Origin of the sequence: Streptomyces sulphureus DSM 40104 (assembly GCF_000381025.1) — a bacterium.
GTDB classification, from domain to species: Bacteria; Actinomycetota; Actinomycetes; order Streptomycetales; family Streptomycetaceae; genus Streptomyces; species Streptomyces sulphureus.
Genome location: NZ_KB905815.1, coordinates 572,161 through 591,926, shown reverse-complemented (window position 1 = coordinate 591,926; position 19,766 = coordinate 572,161). Strand labels below are relative to the sequence as shown.

Genomic DNA, 19,766 nt, shown 5'->3' with positions numbered 1-19,766 from the left:
CTACTACCGGGTACGGACGGGCCGGGCACCGGTCGCCCCTCGGCGGGCTGCGACGGCGGAGGGAGGCGGCCGTGCGCTGCGGCGACTCCCGATTCCGCCTTCCCCGCACGGTGTTGGCCGGTGGACACCCTCCCGGCGGAAGCGACCGAGCCGTGTCCGACGGACTCTGGGAGACTGTGCGGTGCCGTAAAAACTTCAGGAGAGGTGCATGACCGACGCCCGCCCGCCCCGCAGCCCCGAGCCCTCCGCCGAGCACCGCCCCGCCGCGCCGGCGGACGTCGCGCGCGGCGGTGGGGAACCATCGGCGGGTGGAACGCCCCCACCCGGCGCCCAACGCGGTGCGGCCGGCGGCGCGTTGGCGGACGAGCCGGAGTACATATCCGCGCGGGCACCGCACGGGAGCGGCACCGCGCCGGCAGAGGGCCGTACGGGCGAGGCCGCCGCCCCGGTGCGCGACGAGGAGCCGACGGGCGGCGGCGCCGGGGGAGCGAAGCGTGCCGGGCGCAGGGTCGGCCTGCTCGCGACCTTCGTCCTCGGCTGCCTGACGGCCCTGCCCGCACTCTCGATGGACATGTACCTCCCGGCGCTCCCCGAGATCGGCGCCGGGCTCGGCACTGCCGCCTCGCAGGTCCAACTCACGCTCACCGCCTGCCTGATCGGCCTCGCGGTGGGGCAGCTCGTCGTCGGCCCGATGAGCGACAGGTTCGGGCGCCGAAGACCTCTGCTGATCGGCATGACGGGGTACGTCGTCGCCTCGCTCGCCTGCGTCTTCGCACCCACGGTCGAAGTCCTCTTCGGGTTCCGGCTGCTCCAGGGGCTGAGCGGCGCCGCGGGCATCGTCATCGCGCGCGCCGTCGTCCGCGACACCTTCGACGGCCTGTCGATGGCGCGGTTCTTCTCGACCCTCATGCTCATCTCCGGGGTCGCGCCGATCCTCGCCCCCGTGCTCGGCGGGCAGGTGCTCCGCGTCACCGACTGGCGCGGGATCTTCGTCGTCCTCACCGCGGTCGGGTTCGCGCTCGTCCTCGTGGTGCTCCGCTGGCTCCCCGAGACGCTGCCGCCTTCGGCCCGGCATACCGGTGGCCTCGCCGACGCGCTCCGCACGATGCGCGCCCTCCTCGCCGACCGCGTCTTCTCCGGCTACCTCCTCGCCGGGAGCTTCGCCTTCGGCGCGCTCTTCTCGTACGTCTCGGCCTCGCCCTTCGTCGTGCAGGAGATCTACGGCGCTTCGCCGCAGACGTTCAGCCTCCTGTTCATGGGGAACTCCGTCGGGCTGATCCTCTTCGGGCAGATCAACGGGCGGCTCCTCGTCGGGCGGGTGCCGCTCGACCGGGTGCTCGCCTTCGGGCTCTGCCTCACGGGGTGCGCGGCGATCGGGCTGCTGGTGATGGTCTCGGGGGTCTTCGGGACGGTCGGTCTCGTGCCGCTCGCCGTGGGCCTGTGCGTGCTGATGTCGGGCATGGGGCTGGTGATGCCGAACGCCAACTCGCAGGGCCTGATGCGCACGCCGCACGCCGCGGGTTCTGCGTCCGCGCTGCTCGGTACGGCTCAGTTCCTCGTCGGCGCCTGCGTCTCGCCGCTCGTCGGCGTCGCGGGGGAGGAGACGGCGCTGCCGATGGCGCTGGTGCAGCTCTCGTCGCTCGGGGTGGCCGCCGCGGCCTTCCTCGGACTGTGCAGGCCGTGGCGTACGCGCGGCTGAGGCGGGCGAGCGCACCGGAGCGCGCGGGGCTCAACGGCACCGTCCTCGCGGCGCTCGCCGAGGAGGCGGAGGGGCTCGCGGGGGACTGGGCCCCCGGGGTCGTCGTCGTGGCGGGGCGCGGGCAGTACGTCGCGCTGGAGCACGCCGCGGGGTGGGCGCTGCGGTACTCCGCGTGGGACCCGGAGGCGGGGCGGGGCGTCGAGCTGCCGGCGGGGCGCCGGCTCCCGATGCGTACGGACACCGTCTTCGACCTCGCCTCGCTCACCAAGCTGTACACGGCGATCGCCGTGCTCCAGCAGCAGGAGCGGGGAACCCTCGACCTCGACGCGCCCATCGCCGCCTACCTCGACGCCTCGACCCCGTCCCCCGCCGACGGCTCGGCCGCCGCATGCGGTGCCACGCTGCGGCACCTCCTCACCCACACCTCGGGCCTGCGCCCCGAACTCCCGCTTTACGACCTGCCTCCCCAGCGCCGCCGCAGCCGCGTCCGGGACGAGGCGCCGCTGGAGCAGCCGGGCACCGCCCCGTACCGCTACTCCGACCTCAACCTCCTCCTCGCCCAGGAGGTCCTCGCCTCTGTGACATCGCGCACGCTCGACGCCCTCGTCGCCGACGGCATCACGCGGCCGCTCGGCCTCACCGACACCCGCTTCCGCCCGCCGCGCACCCTGCGGCGCCGCATCGCCGCGACCGAGGACCAGCGCCGCCCGTGGGCCAAGGTCGACCGCGGCCTGCTGCACGGCGTGGTCCACGACGAGAACGCGCACGCGCTCGGTGGCGTCGCCGGGCACGCCGGGCTCTTCGCCGGCGCGTGCGACGTCGCGGTCGTGTGCCGGACGCTGCTGAGCGGAGGCGCGTACGGTGCGGCGCGTATCCTCGCGCCCTCCTCCGTGGCGCAGCTACTGGCGCCGCCCGGGCTGGGGTTCCGCATCGACCAGCCGTGGTTCATGGGCGAGTTGGCGGGCCCGCTCAGCGGGGGGCGTGCCGCGGGGCACACCGGGTTCACGGGGACGAGCGCCGTCCTCGACCCGGAGACCGACACCTTCCTCGTCGTCCTCGCCAACACCGTCCATCCCGTCCGACGCGGCCCCGACAGCGCCCCGCGCGCCCGACTGGGGACGCTGCTGGCGCGCGCGGTCCGGTCGTGAGGCGTACGCCGGGCGGGCGCGGGCGGCGCATGCGGCGCTGACTACGATGCTCCGGTGATCGAGGAAGAACTCCGCGCCGCGCTCGCCGCACAGCTCGACGGGCTCTCGCCGCGGCAGGCGGCGGGCGCCGTCGAGCGGCTCATGTCCCACTACAGGGGACGCACCCGCTCGGGCACGCCGCTGCTACGGGACGCCGCCGACGCCGCCGCCTACGCCGCGTACCGGATGCCGGCGACGTTCGGGGCCGTCGCCGCGGCGCTCGGGGAGCTGGCGGCGCGGGTCCCCGGCTGGGTGCCGGCCGACCACCTCGACGTCGGCGGGGGCACGGGCGCGGCCGTATGGGGCGCCGCCGCGGTCTGGGGCGAGTCCTCGGGGACGCCGGAGCCGCGCTCCACGCGGGTGCTCGACTGGGCCGGGCCCGCGCTGGAGTTGGGCGGCCGGCTCGCCGCGGACTCCCGCTCGGGTGCCGTGCGGGGTGCCGAGTGGCGCCGGGGCGAGGTGCCGGGGGAGCGGCTGCCGGACGCGCAGCTCGTCACCGTCTCGTACGTGCTCGGGGAGTTGTCCGACGGTGACCGCGCGGCCGTGGTGGATGCCGCGGCCGGCGCCGGCCGCGCCGTCGTCCTCGTCGAGCCGGGCACGCCCGACGGCTACCTGCGGATCATCGATGCCCGCGACCGGCTCGTCGCGGCCGGGCTGCGGGTGGTGGCCCCGTGTCCGCACAGCGGCCGCTGTCCGCTCGTCCCGGGCGAGGACTGGTGCCACTTCGGCGTCCGCGTGCCCCGTTCTTCGATCCACCGGCGGGTCAAGGGGGGCGAACTGCCCTACGAGGACGAAAAGTTCAGCTACGTCGCCGCCGTCGTCCCGGAGCTCGCCGAGGAGCCGGGACCGGCTCGGATCATCCGCCGCCCGCAGTTCCCCAAGGGCCAGGTCCTCCTCGACCTGTGCACGCCGGAGGACGGGGCGCGCCGCACCACGGTGACCAAGCGCCACGGCGACGCCTACCGGGCCGCGCGCCGCGCCTCCTGGGGCGACGCCTGGCCGTACCGGTGAGCCGGGCCCCCACCGCGGGGCCCGGCACCGGAGTTCACCCCCTGATCTCGGCGGTGCAGCACTTCACGCTGCCGCCGCCCTTGAGCAGCTCGGAGAGGTGCACGGGGACGGGCTCGTAGCCGCGCAGGCGCAGCGGTTCGACGAGTCCTGACGCCTCCTGGGGGAGGAGGACGTGGTGGCCGTCGCTCACGGCGTTGAGACCGAAGGCGCGGGCGTCCTCGGCCGTGGCGAGGAGGGCGTCGGGGAAGAGCCGCCGCAGGACGGCGCGGCTGCCGGGTGAGAAGGCGCCGGGGTAGTACATGATCTCGTCGCCCGCGAGGACGCAGAGCGCGGTGTCGAGATGGTAGAAGGCCGGGTCGACGAGGTGGAGGCCGATCGCCGGGCGGCCGAAGTACTCCTGCGCCTCCTGCACCGCGAGCGGGTCGCTGCGGAAGCCGCGGGCGGCGAGGAGCCAGGAGGCGGTGGGCGTGAAGTCGCCCTCCCCCTCGTTGGTGTGCTCCGCCGGGCGCACTTCGGTGAAGCCGTGCGTGGTGTACCAGTCGTGGTGCGCGTCCGCCTCTTCCGCGCGCTCCCGGTGCGCGAAGCGCGCCCCGAGCACGCGACCGCCGAGCACCGTCGCGCCGTTGGCGGCGAAGACCATGTCGGGCAGTTCGCGCCGCGGGGCGAGCTCGTCGACGGTGTGGCCGAGCGCACGGTAGCGCTCCCGCAGCGCCTCCCACTGCGCCACCGCAAGCGCGGTGTCCACGGGTTTGCCCGGGTCCATCCACGGGTTGATGGCGTAGGCGACGCGGAAGTGCTCGGGCGGGCACATCAGATAGCGCCGTGGTGAGTACCCCCTGATCAGTTCGGGCGAAGGCGCGGGAGCCGGGAAGGGGGTGAGGGACGTCGCGGGGGTGGGCGACGACGTGAGCGAAGCGGAAGACGACGGGGTGGACAAGCGCAAGCCTCCTCGCTGGTGAGTGCACCGGACGGGGACATCCTGCGTCAGACCACCCTCCGGGCGCGCCGGGTTCGCCGAGATACGGACGCGGAGTTGCGGAAAACGGTGAGCCCGACGCGGAACACGGCGCCGTCGCACGGACGTCGGAGCGGACGCGGCCGTCCGGGAAGTTTTGCGGTCGGGGCCGCGTTCCCTCCCAAAAGTCTGCGGTTGCCGGCCGCGGGCGCCCGGCAGTCGGTGTGTGCACCCCCCTCGGGTCGCCGTCCGGCGAAGAGGGAGGATAGCGGCGGGTCTTCGGTGATCTGCGGATTTCTCGGTGCGCCTGCGCCAGCCTGCGTACCCTCGTAAATCCCGGGTCCCGGTCGCGGAGTGAGGCGGTAGATGGAGAGTCACAGCAGGTTCGGGCAGTGGATGCGCCGCAGGGTGCGCGCGGGGAAGCACGGCCGCGAGGACGCCGCGGCCGACGAGGCGAGGGAGCGGACGCGCCTCCTCCTCGGCGCCGCAGCGTCCGGGTTCCCCCTCGCTCTCGCGGCCCATCCCGAGGGGTACGGCTGTAGCTGCGTGCGGATCGGCTGTCCGACGCCGGGCCGGCACCCCGTCTCCTTCGGGTGGCAGACGCAGGCGACCGCCGACGCGGGACGGGTGGAGCGTTGGGCGGCTCAGGAGCCGCTCGCCAACTTCGTCACCCCCACGGGCCGCGTCCACGACGTGCTCGACGTCCCGGTCGAGGCGGGCCGCGCCGCGCTGCGTCGGCTGGAGCGGGAGGGCGTCGCGCTCGGCCCCGTCGCGCTCTCGGGAGGGGAGCGGATGCTCTTCTTCACCGCCACCCGCACCCCCGAGGACGAGGACGAGTGGTGGCCCTGCGAACTCGACTGCCACCCCGAGACCAAGGAAGAGCACCCGGGCCTGCGTTGGCACACCAGGGGAAGCTACGTCCTCCTGCCGCCGGCGAAGCTCGCGACCGCGCACGCGGACGAGGCGGACAACGAGGTCCGCTGGCTGCGCGAGCCCGAGCCCGGCGGGGCGCTGCCCGAGCCGTTGACGCTGCTGGAGGCGCTCACCGACGCCTGCGCCGCGCACTCGGTCGAGGAGACGGCCGCCTGGCCCGTGCGGTGAGCAGGCTCACTCCCCTTTGGCTTTGGTCAGCCCCTGGATGCGGCTGAGGAACTCGACCTCGCCCTCGGTGTCGTCGGCCGCCGGCACCTGCACCGCCTGCTGCGCCATGCGCTGGAACGTCACCGACTGCTGGGGCTTCCCCGTCAACAGGGCTTTGACGAGCGGGTCCTTGATCTGCGGGGTGTAGCCGCGGGGGAGCGTCTGCTTGTGGTGGTGGTGCGTCGCGAAGAAGACGAGGGCGCCGCCGTCCTTGGTGCGCAGGCCGAAGGTGGGGTACTGCGGGGCGACGGCGGGTTGGTCGACGTACTCGTTGCGTACGTTCGTCTCCTTGAGCTGCTTGTCGCGCTCGGTCCGCGTCCGGTCGGTGAAGGGTCCCGGGGCGAAGAGGTCGCCCGAGCCGTCCTCCAGGTAGCGGGTGTAGGTCTTGCCGAGCTTCGCCGGGTCGGTGGCGAGTCCCGTGCCTCCGGGGGCGACGGCCTTGGCGCGGCCGTCGGCGTCGCGCGCGAACCGCGGCAGTTGCTTGTCGGCGACGACGGCGAGGTAGGACGCCTTCCAGGGGCCGCCGTGGCTGTTGCGCTGGAAGACGAAGAGCCAGCGGGTGTCGTCCTGCCGGTTGCTCTTGGTGTCGGCGACGAAGAACTTGGGCCAGCCCGCCTGTTCGGGGATGAGGAAGCGCGCGTCGGTGAGCCGGAGCGGCTTGTACGCGTCCGAGCGGTCCTGGCCCGCTCCCTTGCGGGCGCGCAGGCCCGCCTGGTCGATGGCGCCGAGGGCGCCGGTCTCTATCGTGGCGTTGAGGCCGGTGTCGAGGCGGGAGTTGGCGCGGTTGTTCGCCGCGGTGAACTTCGCCAGGGCCTTCTTCGCCTCGGCGCGGTCGGCCGCCGGAACCGTCGCCGTCTCGCCGTGCACCGTCACGCATCCCGACAGGGCGGCGGCGAGCAGGGCGGCCACCGTCGCCCCCTGTACGCCCCGGTACCGCTTCAGCGCACCCATCGTCGTCCTCTTCCTCCCCGCTGTTCCCCGCAGCTTCGGCAAGCAGACCTTACCGTCAGCAGGCGAAGTGCCGCCTGCCACCTCTGCGGAGAGCGAGAGGCAAAGGAACGGGTGTGCGGCCTGGGCGAGTTGACGGATGCCTGCTCGCGAGGGGCGCCGACTGCGCGGTGCCGTCGCGCCGGGGCCGGAGGCGCGGGCCGCGGTCGGTCGACTCCTTTCAGACGGCCTCGGATTCGTCGATGTCGTCGAGGTCCATCCGCTCGATCTTCCGGACGATGACGAGGTAGCTGACGACGGCCATGGCGGCGCACGCTCCCACGAAGAGGAGCGCCAGGTCGAACGAGCCCGTGGCGTCGATCAGGTAGCCGATCACGATCGGGGTGACGATGCCGGCGAGCGCACCGAAGGCGTTGAAGACGCCGCCGGCGAGGCCGGCTATCTGCCGGGGCGAGATGTCGGCCATGACCGCCCAGCCGAGCGCGCCCAGGCCTTTGCCGAAGAAGGAGAGCGACATGATGGCGACGACGAGCCAGTCGGCGGTCACGTAGTTGCAGACCAGTATCGACGTGGAGAGCAGCAGCCCGGCGACGATCGGTGTCTTGCGCGCGGCCGTGAGCGACATGCCCCGCCGTCCCAGCCAGTCGGAGAGGAATCCGCCGAGGACGCCGCCGGCGAAGCCGCACAGCGCCGGCAGCGAGGAGACGAACCCGGCCTCCAGGATCGTCATGCCGCGCTCCTGCACCAGGTAGACGGGGAACCAGGTGAGGAAGAACCACGTGATGGTGTTGATGAAGAACTGCCCCGTGAAGACGCCGAGCATGGTGCGGTTTCGCAGCAGTTTGCCGACGTAGCGCACGTTGCGGCGCGCGCTTGTGGCTCCGTCCGGCTGCCCGTCGGCGGTCGGCTGGTCCATGTCGACGAGCGCGCCGCCCTCGCGCAGGTGCGTCAACTCGGCCTCTCCCAGGCGCGGATGGCTCCGCGGCGGATGGACGACCTTCGTCCACACGAGGGCGAGGACGACGCCGAGCCCGCCCACGACGCTGAAGACGTGCTCCCAGCCGAGCGTCACCACGAGCCACCCCATCAGGGGCGCGAAGGCGAAAGTGGCGAAGTACTGCGCCGAGTTGAAGAGCGCCGCCGCCGTGCCGCGCTCCGCCGTGGGGAACCAGGCGGCGACGATACGGGAGTTGCCGGGGAAGGACGGCGCCTCCGCGATCCCGACGGCGAACCGCAGGACGAAGAGGAGGACGACGGCGGCCCCCGCGAAGAAGCCGATGGCCCCCTGGAGCATGGTGAAGACCGACCAGAGGAAGATCGCGGTGCCGTAGACCTTCTTCGAGCCGTAGCGGTCGAGCAGCCAGCCGCCCGGCAGTTGGGCGACGAGGTAGGACCAGGAGAAGGCGGAGAAGAGGACGCCGAGTTCGCTGGAGCTGATGCCGAGGTCGTCCTGCATCGCGTCGCCCGCGATGGAGAGCGTGGAGCGGTCGGCGAAGTTGACGGTGGTGACGACGAAGAGCATGGCGAGGATCGCGTACCGCAGCCGGCCCGGCTTGGCTTTCGCGGTGGTGACCGACTCGCCCTGCCGGTCGGGAGCTCTCATGCGACTCGCTCCTTGGGTGGGAGGGGAGGGCACCTCGGCCGTGTGGTGCGGGCCACACGGCCGGTGTAGCAGCCGACCGTAGAGAGCGTCGTGATTCCCGTCCATATCGAGTTTTGTATGTTCCGATACTCGGAAGGTATCGAACGGGGCGGGAGCGGGTCGGTGTTGTGTGCCGCCCCGTTCAACTCGCCTCGTTCGCCCGCCCTGTTGAGGGTTCAGAGCTCCTCGAGGAGGGCGTGGAGCGCGGGGTTGTCGTTCTTCCTCCGCCAGGCCAGGGAGAGTTCGACGGGTGCCGGGTCGTCGAGCGCCAGCTCCCGGAAGGCGACGCCTGCATACCGCAGCCGCGTCGCCGCCTCCGGCACGAGCGCGGTGCCCCAGCCTCCGTCGACGAGGGCGAGGAGGCTGTGCACCTGGCTGAGGTACTGCGTGAAGACGGGCGTGACGCCGGCCCTGCGGAAGAGGGAGATGAGGAGCTCGTGGAAGTAGCGGGCCTCCACGGGTGAGTACATCAGCAGGGGCCGCCCGTCGAAGTCCGCCATCTCCAGGGCGCCTCGGCCGGCCGCGAGCGGGTCGTCGACGGGGACGGCGGCGAGGAGACGCTCCCGCATGGCGGGCCGCGACGCCAGCTCGGGCTCGGTGACGGGCGGGCGGACGAGGCCGAGGTCGAGGCTGCGGTCGGTGAGCGCGTCGAGCTGGTCGCGCGTAACCATCTCGCGGAGCACCACCTCGACTTGGGGAAGCGCGGTACGTGCCGTACGCAGCACGTGGCCCAGCATCCCGTAGGCGCCGGCAGCCGTGAAGCCGACGGCGACGCCGCCGGCCCGGCCGGCCGAGACCTGCCGGGCCGAGAGCGCGGCGTGCTCGGCCTGGCGGAGTATGCGGCGCGCCTCGTGGAGGAAGGAGCGGCCGGCGGGGGTGAGGCGCACGGTGCGGTTGGTGCGGTCGAAGAGGCGGACGCGCAGCTCGGACTCGAGCACCTGGATCTGCCGACTCAGCGGCGGCTGCGTCATGTTGAGGCGCTCGGCGGCGCGGCCGAAGTGCAACTCCTCGGCGACGGCCACGAAGTCGGTGAGCTGGGTGAGCGTGAACAATGATGCTTCCCGGGTATCAAAGGATGCCAACTCGGTGTTGGACGTGGATCGTTGGCGATCCTAGCCTCGGAGCAGAAGACGGAGGGGTGCCCGCAGACCTCGGGCCGCCGTCCGACACGGAGGAGTCTGGAAGCCATGCCGCATCACGCACCGCCAGAGCCCGAGGAGACGGCAGCAGCGCTCGGTTCCGGGCTGCTCTCCTTCCCCGTCACGCATCTGAGCGAGGACGGCGCCTTCGACGAGTCCGCCTACCGCGCCCACCTCGCCCACCTCGCCTCCTACGCGCCGGCCGGACTCTTCGCCGCGGGCGGCACGGGCGAGTTCTTCTCGCTCACCCCCGACGAGGTGGAGCGTGTCGTCTCCGCCGCCGTCGCGGAGACCCCCGCGGGCCTCCCCGTGGTCGCGCCGGCCGGGTACGGCACCGCCACCGCCGTCGACCTCGCTCGGCGTGCCGAACGCGCGGGCGCGGACGCCGTGTTGCTCTTCCCGCCCTATCTCACCGAGTCGACACAGGAGGGCCTCGCCGCCCACGTCCGCGCCGTCTGCGAGGCGACGCGGCTCGGCGTCGTCGTCTACAGCAGGGCCAACGCCGTCCTCGAACCCGCGGCGGTGGAGCGGCTCGCGCAGGAGTGCCCCAACCTCGTCGGGCTCAAGGACGGTGTGGGGGACGTCGAGTTGATGACCCGCATCTATGCCCGCCTCGGCGACCGTCTCACGTACGTCGGCGGCTTGCCGACCGCCGAGGTCTTCGCGCTGCCGTACCTGCGGATGGGGCTCACCACCTACTCGTCCGCGTTCTTCAACTTCCTGCCGCGGTACGCGATGGACTTCTACGCGGCCGTGCGGGCCGAGGACACCGCGGAGGTCTACCGCCGGCTCAACGAGTTCGTCCTCCCGCTCTGCGACATCCGCCGCCGCAGGTCCGGCTACGCCGTAAGCCTCATCAAGGCGGGGATGCGCGTCGTCGGCCGCCCGGCCGGCCCCGTGCGGCCACCGCTCACCGAGCTCGACGACGCCGAACTCGCCGCGCTCGCCGACCTCGTGGCCCGCGCCGAGCCCGCCGCTGTCGCGGAGAGCCGCCACGACTGACCAACGGCCGCCCGTCCGGGGCGTCCTAGAGGCTTCCGCCGCCAACTGCCGAAGGGGACACAGTGGTTACTGCCAACGCCTCCGCACCCGGAAGGGCGCAGCCCGCCTCGGATCGCATCCGCTCCGTTGCGCTCTCCTCCGTCCTGCTTCCGCTCTCCGTGCCGGTGAGCGACGCGAAGGTGCTCACCGGGCGGCAGCGTCCGATGACCGAGGTCGCCTTCCTCTTCGCGGAGGTCACCACCGAGGAGGGGCACTCCGGCATCGGCTTCTCCTACTCCAAGAGGGCAGGCGGGCCGGGGCAGTTCGCGCACGCCCGCCAGGTCGCCCCCGATCTGCTCGGCGAGGACCCGAACGACATCGACCGGCTGTGGACCAAGCTCGTCTGGGCCGGTGCCTCCGTCGGCCGCAGTGGGCTCGCCACGCAGGCGATCGCCGCCTTCGACGTCGCGCTCTGGGACCTGAAGGCGAAACGTGCGGACCTGCCGCTCGCCAAGCTCCTCGGCGCGCACCGAGACGCGGTCCGCTGCTACAACACCTCGGGCGGCTTCCTGCACACCCCGCTCGACCAGCTCCTGGAGAACGCCGATCGCTCCCTCGCCGACGGCATCGGCGGCATCAAGATCAAGGTCGGCAACCCCGACCGGCGCGCCGACCTCGCCCGCGTCGCCGCCGTCCGCGAGCACCTCGGCGACGACGTGCCGCTGATGGTCGACGCCAACCAGCAGTGGGACAGGCCGACGGCGATGCGCATGGGCCGCCGCCTCGAGGAGAGCCAACTCGTCTGGATCGAGGAGCCGTTGGACGCCTACGACGCGCACGGCCACGCCGCACTGGCGACGGCGCTCGACACCCCCGTGGCGACGGGCGAGATGCTCGCCAGCGTCGCCGAGCACCGCGAGCTGATCCGCGCGGGCGCCGCTGACGTGATCCAACCCGACGCCCCGCGCATCGGCGGTATCACACGGTTCCTCAAACTCGCCGCGCTCGCCGAGGACGCCGGTCTCCTGCTCGCTCCGCACTTCGCGATGGAGATCCACCTCCACCTCGCCGCCGCCTACCCGCACGAGCCCTGGGTGGAGCACTTCGACTGGCTCGACCCCCTCTTCAACGAACGCCTGGAGACCCGCGACGGCCGCATGCTCGTCCCCGCACGCCCCGGACTCGGCATCACCCTCAGCGAGCAGGCCCGCGCTTGGACGGTGGAGAGCGCGACGTTCGGGGAGTGACGGGCGCTGCCCCATGTGCGGCTGTGCTCGGTGGGTCAGGGCTCCGTCGCTCGGGAGCCGGGTGCGCGTGCGGCCGCGTGTGCCCAGGCGTCTCCGGTGCGATGGACTCGTCGCCGTGCGGGAGTCCCGGTCGCGCGGGGTCGGTTTTGCCTCGTGGCTCGTGGCTCGTGCGCAAGTCGGGCCTGAGTGAGGGCAGTTGGAGTTCGCATCCGATCAGGTCGGTCGCTTGGTTCGCGGCCCGTCGTGCTTTGCGTGCGGCTCGTGCACCCGTTGCGGGCCGGTCGCTGCGTGGGGCGCGGCGGGCCACCTCCACGCCGCACCGTTCGCCGCAAGGCGGCGCGGTACGACGGCGCCAGGACACCGAGGCGGCGAACCCGACGGTGTGCGGGGGAGGTCGACTGCCGCGTCAGTCGCCTGATGCTGCTCCGCCGCGCGCATCGGGGCAGGGCGCACTCGAGGACGATGGCGCGGAGAACTCGCGCTCACGCGGCCTGTGTTGTGCCGCTGCGTCAGTCGATGGACGCCGGCTCCAGCACGGGCACCGCAGCATGCGGCGAACGAGGCGGGGTCCGGGGCGCCCCGCTCACGTGCCGAGCTGCCCCGTCGGAGATCCGGCGGGGCACCCGACGACACCGCTTCGGCTGAACAGGCGTCGTACAGGGGAAGTCCGGTCCGTCATTCCCGCGGCGTCAGCTCCACCGCGCGCAACGCTGCGGTGAGCGCCTGGGCGCCGCCGACGTCGAGTGCGGTGTCGGCGAACTTGATGACGTGCTCGTCGCCGTGGTCCTGCGCCAACGCGAAGACCTCCTCCGGCTCGACGGCGCCGGGTGGGGCGAACGGTGCCGCCGCAGGGGGCGCGTACATCGCCTGGACGGCTGCCGAGGCGGCCCACGCAGCGCGGAGGCTCGGCACCCACAGCGGGCGGGGGAGGGCGGGCAGGGTGCGGAGCACGGCGTTGGGGGCCGTCGCCGAGTGGACGAGCATCACCGGGCTGCCGTGCGCGTGCGTCGCGTACCGGTGTACGGCGGCGGTCACGAGCTCGCCGAGGCGCCGCCGTGCCTCCTCGGCGTCGTCGACGTCGCTTCCCCAGACGGGCAGGTGCTCGACCTGTGCCAGCCGGTCGAGGTAGCCGCCTGCCTGCTCTCCGATACGGGGCACCGTGGCCAGCGCCTCGGCAGCGGAGGCGGCGCCCGGAGCGGGAGCGGGGTCGCCGAGCGGCAGGTGGCGTGCCGCCCAGTAGCCGAGCGCGTGCGCCAACTCGACCTGGCGCGGGGGGCTTTGCGGCTGGGCGAGGAGGGAGCGTACGGCGTGACCGACTCGGATCACCGTGTGGGTGGCGGCGCCGGCGAGCCCGTCGAGCAGCCTCGGCCACCAGAGCGCGAGCACCTCGCGCCAGGGCTGCTCGGCGAGCCGGTGCGAGAAGTACTCCGTCCAGTCGGCGATCCTGCGCGGATCGCCCAGCGCCTCTTGCCAGTTGTCGTCGGTGACGGGTTCGTGGGGTGTGGGGAACTCCTCCAGCTTGTCGCGGTAGTCGTCGAGCCACCGGTGGATCGTGCCGCTGTGGCCGCGCTCGGCGAGCGACTCCACGGCCATCGGTGCGTGGTTGCTGAGCCAGTTGTCGCGCTCGGGCCCCGAGAGGTGGATGCGCTCCAGTGCCTCGTCCAACGGGCCTTCGCCCGAGAGGTGTTGAGTTTCCATGTCTTGGGACGGTACGTCCGCAGGGGGCGGTTGGGATCGGTCCGCCGTCCCGGCCCCGCGTCCGTGCGGAGCGGGGCTTCGGACCTAGGGCGGGCGGACTCCCTCCCGCACGAGGGGCGTTGCCCTCATGGCAGCAGCCGGTGGCGGGCCGCCGCCGACACCGCGCCCGCCCGGGTGCGTACGTCCAGCTTGGCGTAGATCCGTCCGAGGTGGGTCTTGACCGTGGCCTCGCTGAGGAACAGGGCCCGGGCGATCTCCCGGTTGCCGAGGCCCTCGGCGAGCCGGCCGAGGATGTCGCGCTCCCGGGCGGTGAGAGCGGGCCCGGGGGCGCGCAGACGGGAGACCACCTGATCGGCGATCGATCCCGACAGTACGGTGCGTCCGGCGGCGGCGTCCCGGATCGCGGCGAAGAGCCGGTCCGGGGGCTCGGCCTTGAGCAGGTAACCGGTGGCGCCCGCGGCGACGGCGCGCGCGATGTCGGCGTCGGTGTCGAACATGGTGAGGACGAGCACCCGCGGTGGTGCCTCGTCGGCCGAGGTCAGTCGGTGGGTGGCGGTCACGCCGTCCATGTCGGCGCCCAGCTGGAGGTCCATGAGCACCACGTCGGGGCGGAGCGCCGCGGCCATGTCGAGGGCCTCCGAGCCGCTGCCGGCCTCCCCGACGACGTCGATGCCCTCGGTGCTGGAGAGCAGGGCGCGCAACCCGGCGCGGACGACGGCGTGGTCGTCGCAGAGCAGTACCCGGACGGCCGGGGAGGCAGCGGTCATGACGTCTCCGGTCCGGGGTTCTCGGCGCCCGGCACGGAGATCGTCACCACGGTCCCTTCCTCGGGCGCCGACTCGACGGTGAGCTCCCCGCCCGCCTGCCGGGCCCGCGTCCGCATCGCCGGGAGCCCCTGGCCCCGGTGGCCGGAGGACCTGCCGCGGGGCGGCTGCCGTCGCAGGTCGAAGCCGCGTCCGTCGTCGGCGATGTCGACGGTGACCCGGTCCTCGTCGTCCGGACAGGTCAGGGTGACCACCACGCGGTCCGCACCTGCGTGCTCCCGCGCGTTGGCCAACGCCTGCTGGGTGACGCGCAGCAGCGTCGCCTCGACGGTCCCCGGCAGCGGACCGGGGGCGCCGGGCGGGGCGTCCAGGCGGAACTCGACGGCCGGGCCCGCTGCGCCGTCCGGTTCGGCGAGGCCGCGGAGCGCCTGCACGAGGGAGCCCTCGGCGAGGTCGAGCGGGGAGAGGTCGCGGACGAACCGGCGGACCTCGGTGAGCGCGCGTTCCGAGGCCGCGGCGGCGGCCTCGACGTGCGCGTGCGCGGTGTCCGGCGCGGTGTGCCAGTGACGCTGTGCGGCCTGGAGGAGCATCTGCTGGCTGGAGAGGCTCTGCGCGAGGATGTCGTGGATCTCCGCGGAGAGCCGCTGGCGCTCGGCGAGGATGCCCGCATGCCGTTCGGTGGCGGCGAGTTCGCCGCGGGCGCGCACCAAGTCGTCGATGAGCAGGCGTTGTCGGGTGGTCTGCCGCCGGCTGTGGACGAGGACGGCCGTGGCGACGGTGCCGAGCGCCACGGGGGCGATCACCAGGTTCGGGTTGAACTCGCCCGTGGAGACGCGCACTTCGGAGACGACCACGAGGACGACGAGCGCGGCGGCGAGCGGCACCGCGAGCCGCACCGGCAGCCGGTGGAGGCCGGTGAAGAGCAGCGGCATGGTGCACCAGGTGGCGCTCGGTTCCAAGGCGAGCAGCGCCAGCCAGAGCGCGAGCACCGAGCCGAGCCAGACCAGGTGGCGGACGGAGGGGCGCTCGCCGTGCCGTGGCCCGGGGGTACGCAGCCGCCCGAACAGGTAGAGGGCCCCGAAGGCGAGGAAGAGGGCGAGGACCCATGCGGTGCGGAAGCCGTCGACGGGACCGTGGGTCAACAGGCGGGTGACGGCACCGCCGAGCAGCAGCAGGAAAGCGGCGTGCAGAGCGGCGGTCAGCCAGCGCTCGTCGGGGTCCGTGCCGTCCTGCTCCACCGCGTCCCCACTGCCTCGTACGACCTTGCCTCCCACGTATACAAGCGCGCAGCGCACGGCACATCATCCGATCGGTTGACATCGGCATGGCCCGAGACGGCCCTCCGCGGCAGCCGCACATCCGACGCACACGGGCCGCTGCGGCGACGAGACTCCAGGGTGTCGCCCCCAAGGAGAAGAGCACCGCCATGTCCAGGAACCTCACGTCCAACCGCGCCTCCCTCGGCCACCGCCTGTCCTACGCGGTGCGCAACCCCGGCCGGGTGCCGCGGCACCTGCGCCGCACCGCCCGCGACGCGTGGCTGCGCTACCGCTCGCCCGACCATGTCGCCTACTACCGCTCGGTGATGCGCTCGGACACCCGCCGTGACGCGGACGCGGCCGTGGGCAGCCACAGTCGGGAGCGCTGGCTGGCGCTGGGCCGCATGCAGTTCGACTACCTGCTCGGCCACGGACTGCTCCCCGGGCACCGGATGTTGGAGATCGGCTGCGGCAACCTGCGGGCGGGCTGGCGGTTCATCGACTACCTGGAGCCCGGCCACTACCACGGCGTCGACATCTCTCCCGACATCCTCTTCGCCGCCCAGGAGACGGTCCGGACGCAGGGGCTCCAGGACCGCCTGCCCACGCTGACGCCGGTGCGCGACCTCACGCTCGCCTTCCTGCCGGAGGGCCGGTTCGACGTGGTGCACGCGCACAGCGTCTTCTCGCACTCGCCGCTGTCGGTGATCGAGGAGTGCTTCGCCCACGTTGGCCGCGTCCTGGCGCCCGGCGGCTGGTTCGACTTCACCTTCGACCGGACGGAGGGCGAGGAACACCACGTGCTGCGCGAGGACTTCTACTACCGCACCGAGACGCTCACCGACCTCGCCGCCGCACACGGCCTGGCGGCACGCTTCATGGACGACTGGGAGGCCCTTCCGCACGGCCAGTCCAAGATCCGCGTCACGCACGGGGCGGACGGAGAGGGGTGACGAAGTCCGCGGTGCGGGCGCCGGTCGGCGGTACCTCGGTCGTGCGGTGGCGGGCTCGTGCTCCATGCCGTCCGCCGGGACGCAACTTCCGGTCGCGCCGTCAGGAGGCCGACCGTGCCCGTCCTGCCGGAACGAGGCGGAGCTACGGGGTGAGCACGATTCTGCCGAACACCTCCCCGGCGTCCATCTTCCGGTGCGCCTCCGCCGCTCGCTCCAGCGGCAGCAGCTCGTGGACGACGGGGTGCAGCTCGCCGCGGACCGCCGCCGCGAACTGGGCATCACGCACGGCGCGTTGCTCGGCCCGCGGCACCGTGTCGAGGCTGAAGGTCGCGAGCGACAGCGACTTGCGGAACGCCTTGCTCAGCTCCGTGCCGAACTCCGCCGGAAGCTCGCCGCCGACGACGCCGACCGCCACCAGGCGTCCGTTCGGCCTGAGGCGCCGGAAGAAGGAGGGCATCCCGGGGCCGGCCACGACATCGACGACGACGTCGTAGCCGTCGGGCTCTTCCCCTTCACCCGACCTGTCCAGTACGTGCGTGGCGCCGAGCCCGCGCAGGCGCTCGCCGCGCTCGGCCGAGGACGTCGTCACCGCCACGTCGCCGGCCCCGCCACCGGCCGCGAGCTGGACGGCCATCACCCCGATGCCGCCCGCCGCACCGCGCACCAGCACCGCCTCGCCCGGCGCGAAGTGCGCGCGGACGAGGGCGAAATGGGCCACCACGCCGGAGCCCCCGAGCGTCACCGCGTCGGCGGCGGAGAGCCCGGCGGGAAGCGGGACCACCTGCTCGGTGGGGACGGCCGCCTCCTCGACGTAGCCGCCTCCCAACCCGGTGAACGCCCAGACGCGCTTCCCGATCCAGGAGGCGTCCACACCCTCGCCGACCCCGGTCACGGTGCCTGCCACCTCGCTGCCGGGGACGTGGCCCCTTTCGAAGCCGTACGAGGAGAGGCCCCAGCGCCGGACCACGGCGTCGACACCGCCGACGCCGATCGCTTCCGGCGCGAGCAGCACTTCGCCTTTCCCGGGGACGGGCCGTGGCAGATCGACGACTGCCAGACCGCCGGGTTCTCCGAATTCCTGGAGGGATACTGCCTTCATGTTGTCTCCTCGGGCCGATCGCACCTGAACGTCGAGGCGTGCAGGAGCGGTTGGGCAGGTACCCGAGGACGCTAGTGGACGCCGGCGTCCACTTGGCTAAAGTGAGAGCATGCCGGACCGTTTGCCTCACTCTCTGCGCTCCGACGCCCTGGACAACCGCGAGCGCCTCCTCGACGCGGCCCGCGCGCTCTTCGCCGAAGAGGGCCTCGACGTGCCGATGCGGAAGGTCGCCCGCAGCGCAGGGGTCGGGCCCGCCACGCTCTACCGCCGCTTCCCGACCAAGCAGGCGCTCGTCACCGAGGCGTTCGGCGCACAGATGCGCGCGTGCAACGCCATCGTCGAGGAGGGGCTCGAAGACCCCGACCCGTGGCACGGCTTCCGCCTCGTGGTCGAGAACCTCTGCGAGGTGCACGCCCGCGACCGGGGCTTCACCGAAGCCCTCATGAGGACCTTCCCCGACGCGGCCGACTTCGCCGCCGACCGCGCACAGGCGTTGGCCTCGCTCGCGCGACTGGTCGCCCGCGCCAAGGAGTCCGGGCGACTGCGCCGCGACCTCGCCGTGGACGACGTGGTCCTGGCGCTCATGGCCAACAGGGGCATCCACGCCCCGTCGGCGGCGGCCCGCGTCGCCGCGTCCCGGCGCTTCGCGGCGTTCATGCTCGAAGCTTTCCGGGCGTCCCCCGCACACTCTCCGCTACCGCCGCCGGCCCCGCTGACGGTCGCGGCACCGCGCACGCAGGGGTGACCGCCGGCCCGTCGAGGGCCACTCGACGACGGCGCCCCGCGTCGACGCCCGACGACGCCAACCGGCCGGCACGCGCTGCCCGTTCGGCGGACGGGCGGCACCGTCTTCGCCCGCCTCCTCCGCGAGCCCGTCCGCACCGTGGCACGGCACCGGCAACCCCGCGCCGCAAGCGGCGACTTGGACCTGCGCCCCCTCAACCGCTCGGCGCCCGGCTCAGGTCCACGACGCAGAAGACGTTGCCGTCCGGGTCGGCGAGGACGACGAAGTCCGGGTCGGCCGGGTAGAGGTCCCAGTCGGGCTTGGTCGCGCCGAGGGTGAGGAGGCGGGCGACCTCGGCCTGCTGTTCCGCTGCCGTGGCGGTGAACAGGTCGAGGTGGAGGCGGGGGCGGGGCTCGGGTGGGGACTCGCTGTGCATCAGGCCGAGGGCGTGCCCGGAGCCGTCGGCGTGGTCGAGGGTCCGCCAGGTGTCGCTCTCCCATTCGGTGGAGGCGACCAGGTCCAGCGCGGAGGTCCAGAAGCCGGTGGCGCGGGCGAGGTCGGTGACGCCGACGACCGGGAAGCCGAGTGTGAGCATGCGCCGATGCTAGGACGAACCGGGCACGTCAGCCGGTCTGCGGCGACGCCACCGGGCAGTTGAACTCGCGGCCCAGTGCGTCGAAGAGGGCGGCGTTGAGGGCGTAGGCGCGGCGGCACTCGGCGGCGATGCGCTGCTTCTCCAGATCGTCGACGGGGACGGCGTCGAGGAGCGCGCGGTAGGTGCGCTTGAAGGCCGCCGGGTTGTCGATGGCGTCGAAGACGTAGAAGCGGACGCCGTCAGACTTGTGCGCGAGGCCCCACGTCTTCTCGGCGAGGGAGCGGATGACCTGGCCGCCCGAGAGGTCGCCGAGGTAGCGGGTGTAGTGGTGGGCGACGTAGCCGCCGGGCCACTCGCGGGCGACCTCGGCGATCCGGGCGGCGTAGGCGGAGGTCGCGGGGAGCGGCGCGAGCGCGTCGAGGTGCTCGGCGCCGCCGAGCAGGTGGGCGAGGTCGCGTTCGAGGGCCGAGGTGCGCAGAAGCTCGTCGCGGAGGAACGGGCCGGCCACCGGGTCGTCCCGGAGCATCTGCGTGGACTCCTCCAACGCGCGGTAGACGAACCACAGTTGCCCGGTGTAGCGGGTGAAGGCGTCGAGGCCGAGGCGACCGCCGAGCAGGTCCGCCATGAAAGGGGAGCTCTGCACCGTGCCGTGCTGCTGCCGCGTCTCGCTGCGGACGAGGTCGGAGAACGGGGACGAGGGGACGACGTGCTCGGTCGCGGCCAAC

General features: G+C 73.2%; 18 protein-coding genes. 8 read left to right on the top strand and 10 right to left on the bottom strand.

The genetic code is table 11. The features are described from left to right. Positions 1-208: 208 nt before the first annotated feature. The 3 genes from F603_RS0110635 to F603_RS0110625 are packed head-to-tail and all read left to right on the top strand — an operon-like array spanning position 209 to position 3,897. Positions 209-1,699 carry a multidrug effflux MFS transporter gene (locus F603_RS0110635; protein WP_019545996.1) on the top strand — a complete coding sequence of 497 codons (1,491 nt, stop codon included), beginning with the start codon at positions 209-211 and terminating at the stop codon, positions 1,697-1,699. Beyond that, a complete protein-coding gene (locus F603_RS0110630) occupies positions 1,672-2,847 on the top strand; it encodes a serine hydrolase domain-containing protein (RefSeq protein WP_019545995.1) in 1,176 nt (391 codons plus the stop codon). Before F603_RS0110635 ends, F603_RS0110630 begins: the two co-directional genes overlap by 28 nt. 54 nt (positions 2,848-2,901) lie before the next feature. Then, entirely contained in the window at positions 2,902-3,897 is a 996-nt protein-coding gene (locus tag F603_RS0110625) for a small ribosomal subunit Rsm22 family protein (RefSeq protein WP_019545994.1), read from the top strand. 34 nt (positions 3,898-3,931) lie between these two features. On the opposite strand, the gene ddaH is transcribed toward F603_RS0110625, so the two are convergent. Next, complete coding sequence (gene ddaH / locus F603_RS0110620) at positions 3,932-4,741, bottom strand: dimethylargininase (protein ID WP_342665921.1); 810 nt, start codon at positions 4,739-4,741, stop codon at positions 3,932-3,934. Between the two features lie 477 nt (positions 4,742-5,218). On the opposite strand from ddaH, the gene F603_RS0110615 reads away from it, so the two are divergent. Continuing rightward, entirely contained in the window at positions 5,219-5,953 is a 735-nt protein-coding gene (locus F603_RS0110615) for a bifunctional DNA primase/polymerase (protein ID WP_019545992.1), read from the top strand. A 6-nt stretch (positions 5,954-5,959) separates the two neighbouring features. Here F603_RS0110615 and F603_RS0110610 read toward each other — a convergent pair whose 3' ends face one another. From F603_RS0110610 to F603_RS0110600, 3 genes are all read right to left on the bottom strand, one after another. Further along, positions 5,960-6,943 (bottom strand): SCO2278 family lipoprotein, encoded by a 984-nt coding sequence (locus F603_RS0110610; RefSeq protein ID WP_019545991.1) that lies wholly within the window; start codon positions 6,941-6,943, stop codon positions 5,960-5,962. 217 nt (positions 6,944-7,160) lie between these two features. Continuing rightward, positions 7,161-8,543 (bottom strand): MFS transporter, encoded by a 1,383-nt coding sequence (locus tag F603_RS0110605; RefSeq protein WP_019545990.1) that lies wholly within the window; start codon positions 8,541-8,543, stop codon positions 7,161-7,163. A 215-nt stretch (positions 8,544-8,758) separates the two neighbouring features. After that, positions 8,759-9,634, bottom strand: coding sequence for a LysR family transcriptional regulator (locus F603_RS0110600; RefSeq protein ID WP_019545989.1), 876 nt, complete (start codon positions 9,632-9,634; stop codon positions 8,759-8,761). A 135-nt stretch (positions 9,635-9,769) separates the two neighbouring features. On the opposite strand from F603_RS0110600, the gene kdgD reads away from it, so the two are divergent. Continuing rightward, positions 9,770-10,723: a 5-dehydro-4-deoxyglucarate dehydratase gene (gene kdgD / locus F603_RS0110595; RefSeq protein ID WP_019545988.1), complete on the top strand. Its 954-nt coding sequence runs from the start codon at positions 9,770-9,772 to the stop codon at positions 10,721-10,723. Positions 10,724-10,785: 62 nt separating this feature from the next. Beyond that, positions 10,786-11,949, top strand: a complete 1,164-nt coding sequence (locus F603_RS0110590; RefSeq protein WP_019545987.1) for an L-talarate/galactarate dehydratase — start codon at positions 10,786-10,788, stop codon at positions 11,947-11,949. A gap of 675 nt (positions 11,950-12,624) precedes the next feature. On the opposite strand, the gene F603_RS0110585 is transcribed toward F603_RS0110590, so the two are convergent. From F603_RS0110585 to F603_RS0110575, 3 genes are all read right to left on the bottom strand, one after another. Beyond that, positions 12,625-13,647 (bottom strand): questin oxidase family protein, encoded by a 1,023-nt coding sequence (locus F603_RS0110585; protein WP_026328310.1) that lies wholly within the window; start codon positions 13,645-13,647, stop codon positions 12,625-12,627. 125 nt (positions 13,648-13,772) lie between these two features. Further along, positions 13,773-14,414, bottom strand: a complete 642-nt coding sequence (locus F603_RS0110580) for a response regulator (RefSeq protein WP_019545985.1) — start codon at positions 14,412-14,414, stop codon at positions 13,773-13,775. Beyond that, positions 14,411-15,649, bottom strand: a complete 1,239-nt coding sequence (locus F603_RS0110575; RefSeq protein ID WP_019545984.1) for a sensor histidine kinase — start codon at positions 15,647-15,649, stop codon at positions 14,411-14,413. Before F603_RS0110575 ends, F603_RS0110580 begins: the two co-directional genes overlap by 4 nt. Before the next feature lie 188 nt (positions 15,650-15,837). Between F603_RS0110575 and F603_RS0110570 the strand changes: the two genes are divergently transcribed. Then, positions 15,838-16,623, top strand: coding sequence for a class I SAM-dependent methyltransferase (locus tag F603_RS0110570; RefSeq protein WP_019545983.1), 786 nt, complete (start codon positions 15,838-15,840; stop codon positions 16,621-16,623). Positions 16,624-16,765: 142 nt separating this feature from the next. On the opposite strand, the gene F603_RS0110565 is transcribed toward F603_RS0110570, so the two are convergent. Continuing rightward, entirely contained in the window at positions 16,766-17,722 is a 957-nt protein-coding gene (locus F603_RS0110565; protein WP_019545982.1) for a zinc-binding dehydrogenase, read from the bottom strand. 109 nt (positions 17,723-17,831) lie between these two features. Between F603_RS0110565 and F603_RS0110560 the strand changes: the two genes are divergently transcribed. Then, positions 17,832-18,467, top strand: a complete 636-nt coding sequence (locus F603_RS0110560) for a TetR/AcrR family transcriptional regulator (RefSeq protein ID WP_019545981.1) — start codon at positions 17,832-17,834, stop codon at positions 18,465-18,467. Between the two features lie 193 nt (positions 18,468-18,660). Here the strand turns inward: F603_RS0110560 and F603_RS0110555 are convergent, their stop codons facing one another. Next, positions 18,661-19,041 (bottom strand): VOC family protein, encoded by a 381-nt coding sequence (locus F603_RS0110555; RefSeq protein ID WP_019545980.1) that lies wholly within the window; start codon positions 19,039-19,041, stop codon positions 18,661-18,663. Between the two features lie 28 nt (positions 19,042-19,069). After that, positions 19,070-19,765 (bottom strand): biliverdin-producing heme oxygenase, encoded by a 696-nt coding sequence (locus F603_RS0110550; protein WP_019545979.1) that lies wholly within the window; start codon positions 19,763-19,765, stop codon positions 19,070-19,072. Position 19,766 lies beyond the last annotated feature (1 nt).

What these genes read in the sequence shown, in the direction of transcription:
- F603_RS0110635 (WP_019545996.1), top strand. Translation starts at nt 209, where the DNA reads ATGACCGACGCCCGCCCGCCCCGCAGCCCCGAGCCCTCCGCCGAGCAC.
- F603_RS0110615 (WP_019545992.1), top strand. Translation starts at nt 5,219, where the DNA reads ATGGAGAGTCACAGCAGGTTCGGGCAGTGGATGCGCCGCAGGGTGCGC.
- F603_RS0110610 (WP_019545991.1), bottom strand. Translation starts at nt 6,943, where the DNA reads ATGGGTGCGCTGAAGCGGTACCGGGGCGTACAGGGGGCGACGGTGGCC.
- F603_RS0110605 (WP_019545990.1), bottom strand. Translation starts at nt 8,543, where the DNA reads ATGAGAGCTCCCGACCGGCAGGGCGAGTCGGTCACCACCGCGAAAGCC.
- kdgD (WP_019545988.1), top strand. Translation starts at nt 9,770, where the DNA reads ATGCCGCATCACGCACCGCCAGAGCCCGAGGAGACGGCAGCAGCGCTC.
- F603_RS0110585 (WP_026328310.1), bottom strand. Translation starts at nt 13,647, where the DNA reads ATGGAAACTCAACACCTCTCGGGCGAAGGCCCGTTGGACGAGGCACTG.
- F603_RS0110580 (WP_019545985.1), bottom strand. Translation starts at nt 14,414, where the DNA reads ATGACCGCTGCCTCCCCGGCCGTCCGGGTACTGCTCTGCGACGACCAC.
- F603_RS0110570 (WP_019545983.1), top strand. Translation starts at nt 15,838, where the DNA reads ATGTCCAGGAACCTCACGTCCAACCGCGCCTCCCTCGGCCACCGCCTG.
- F603_RS0110565 (WP_019545982.1), bottom strand. Translation starts at nt 17,722, where the DNA reads ATGAAGGCAGTATCCCTCCAGGAATTCGGAGAACCCGGCGGTCTGGCA.
- F603_RS0110560 (WP_019545981.1), top strand. Translation starts at nt 17,832, where the DNA reads ATGCCGGACCGTTTGCCTCACTCTCTGCGCTCCGACGCCCTGGACAAC.
- F603_RS0110555 (WP_019545980.1), bottom strand. Translation starts at nt 19,041, where the DNA reads ATGCTCACACTCGGCTTCCCGGTCGTCGGCGTCACCGACCTCGCCCGC.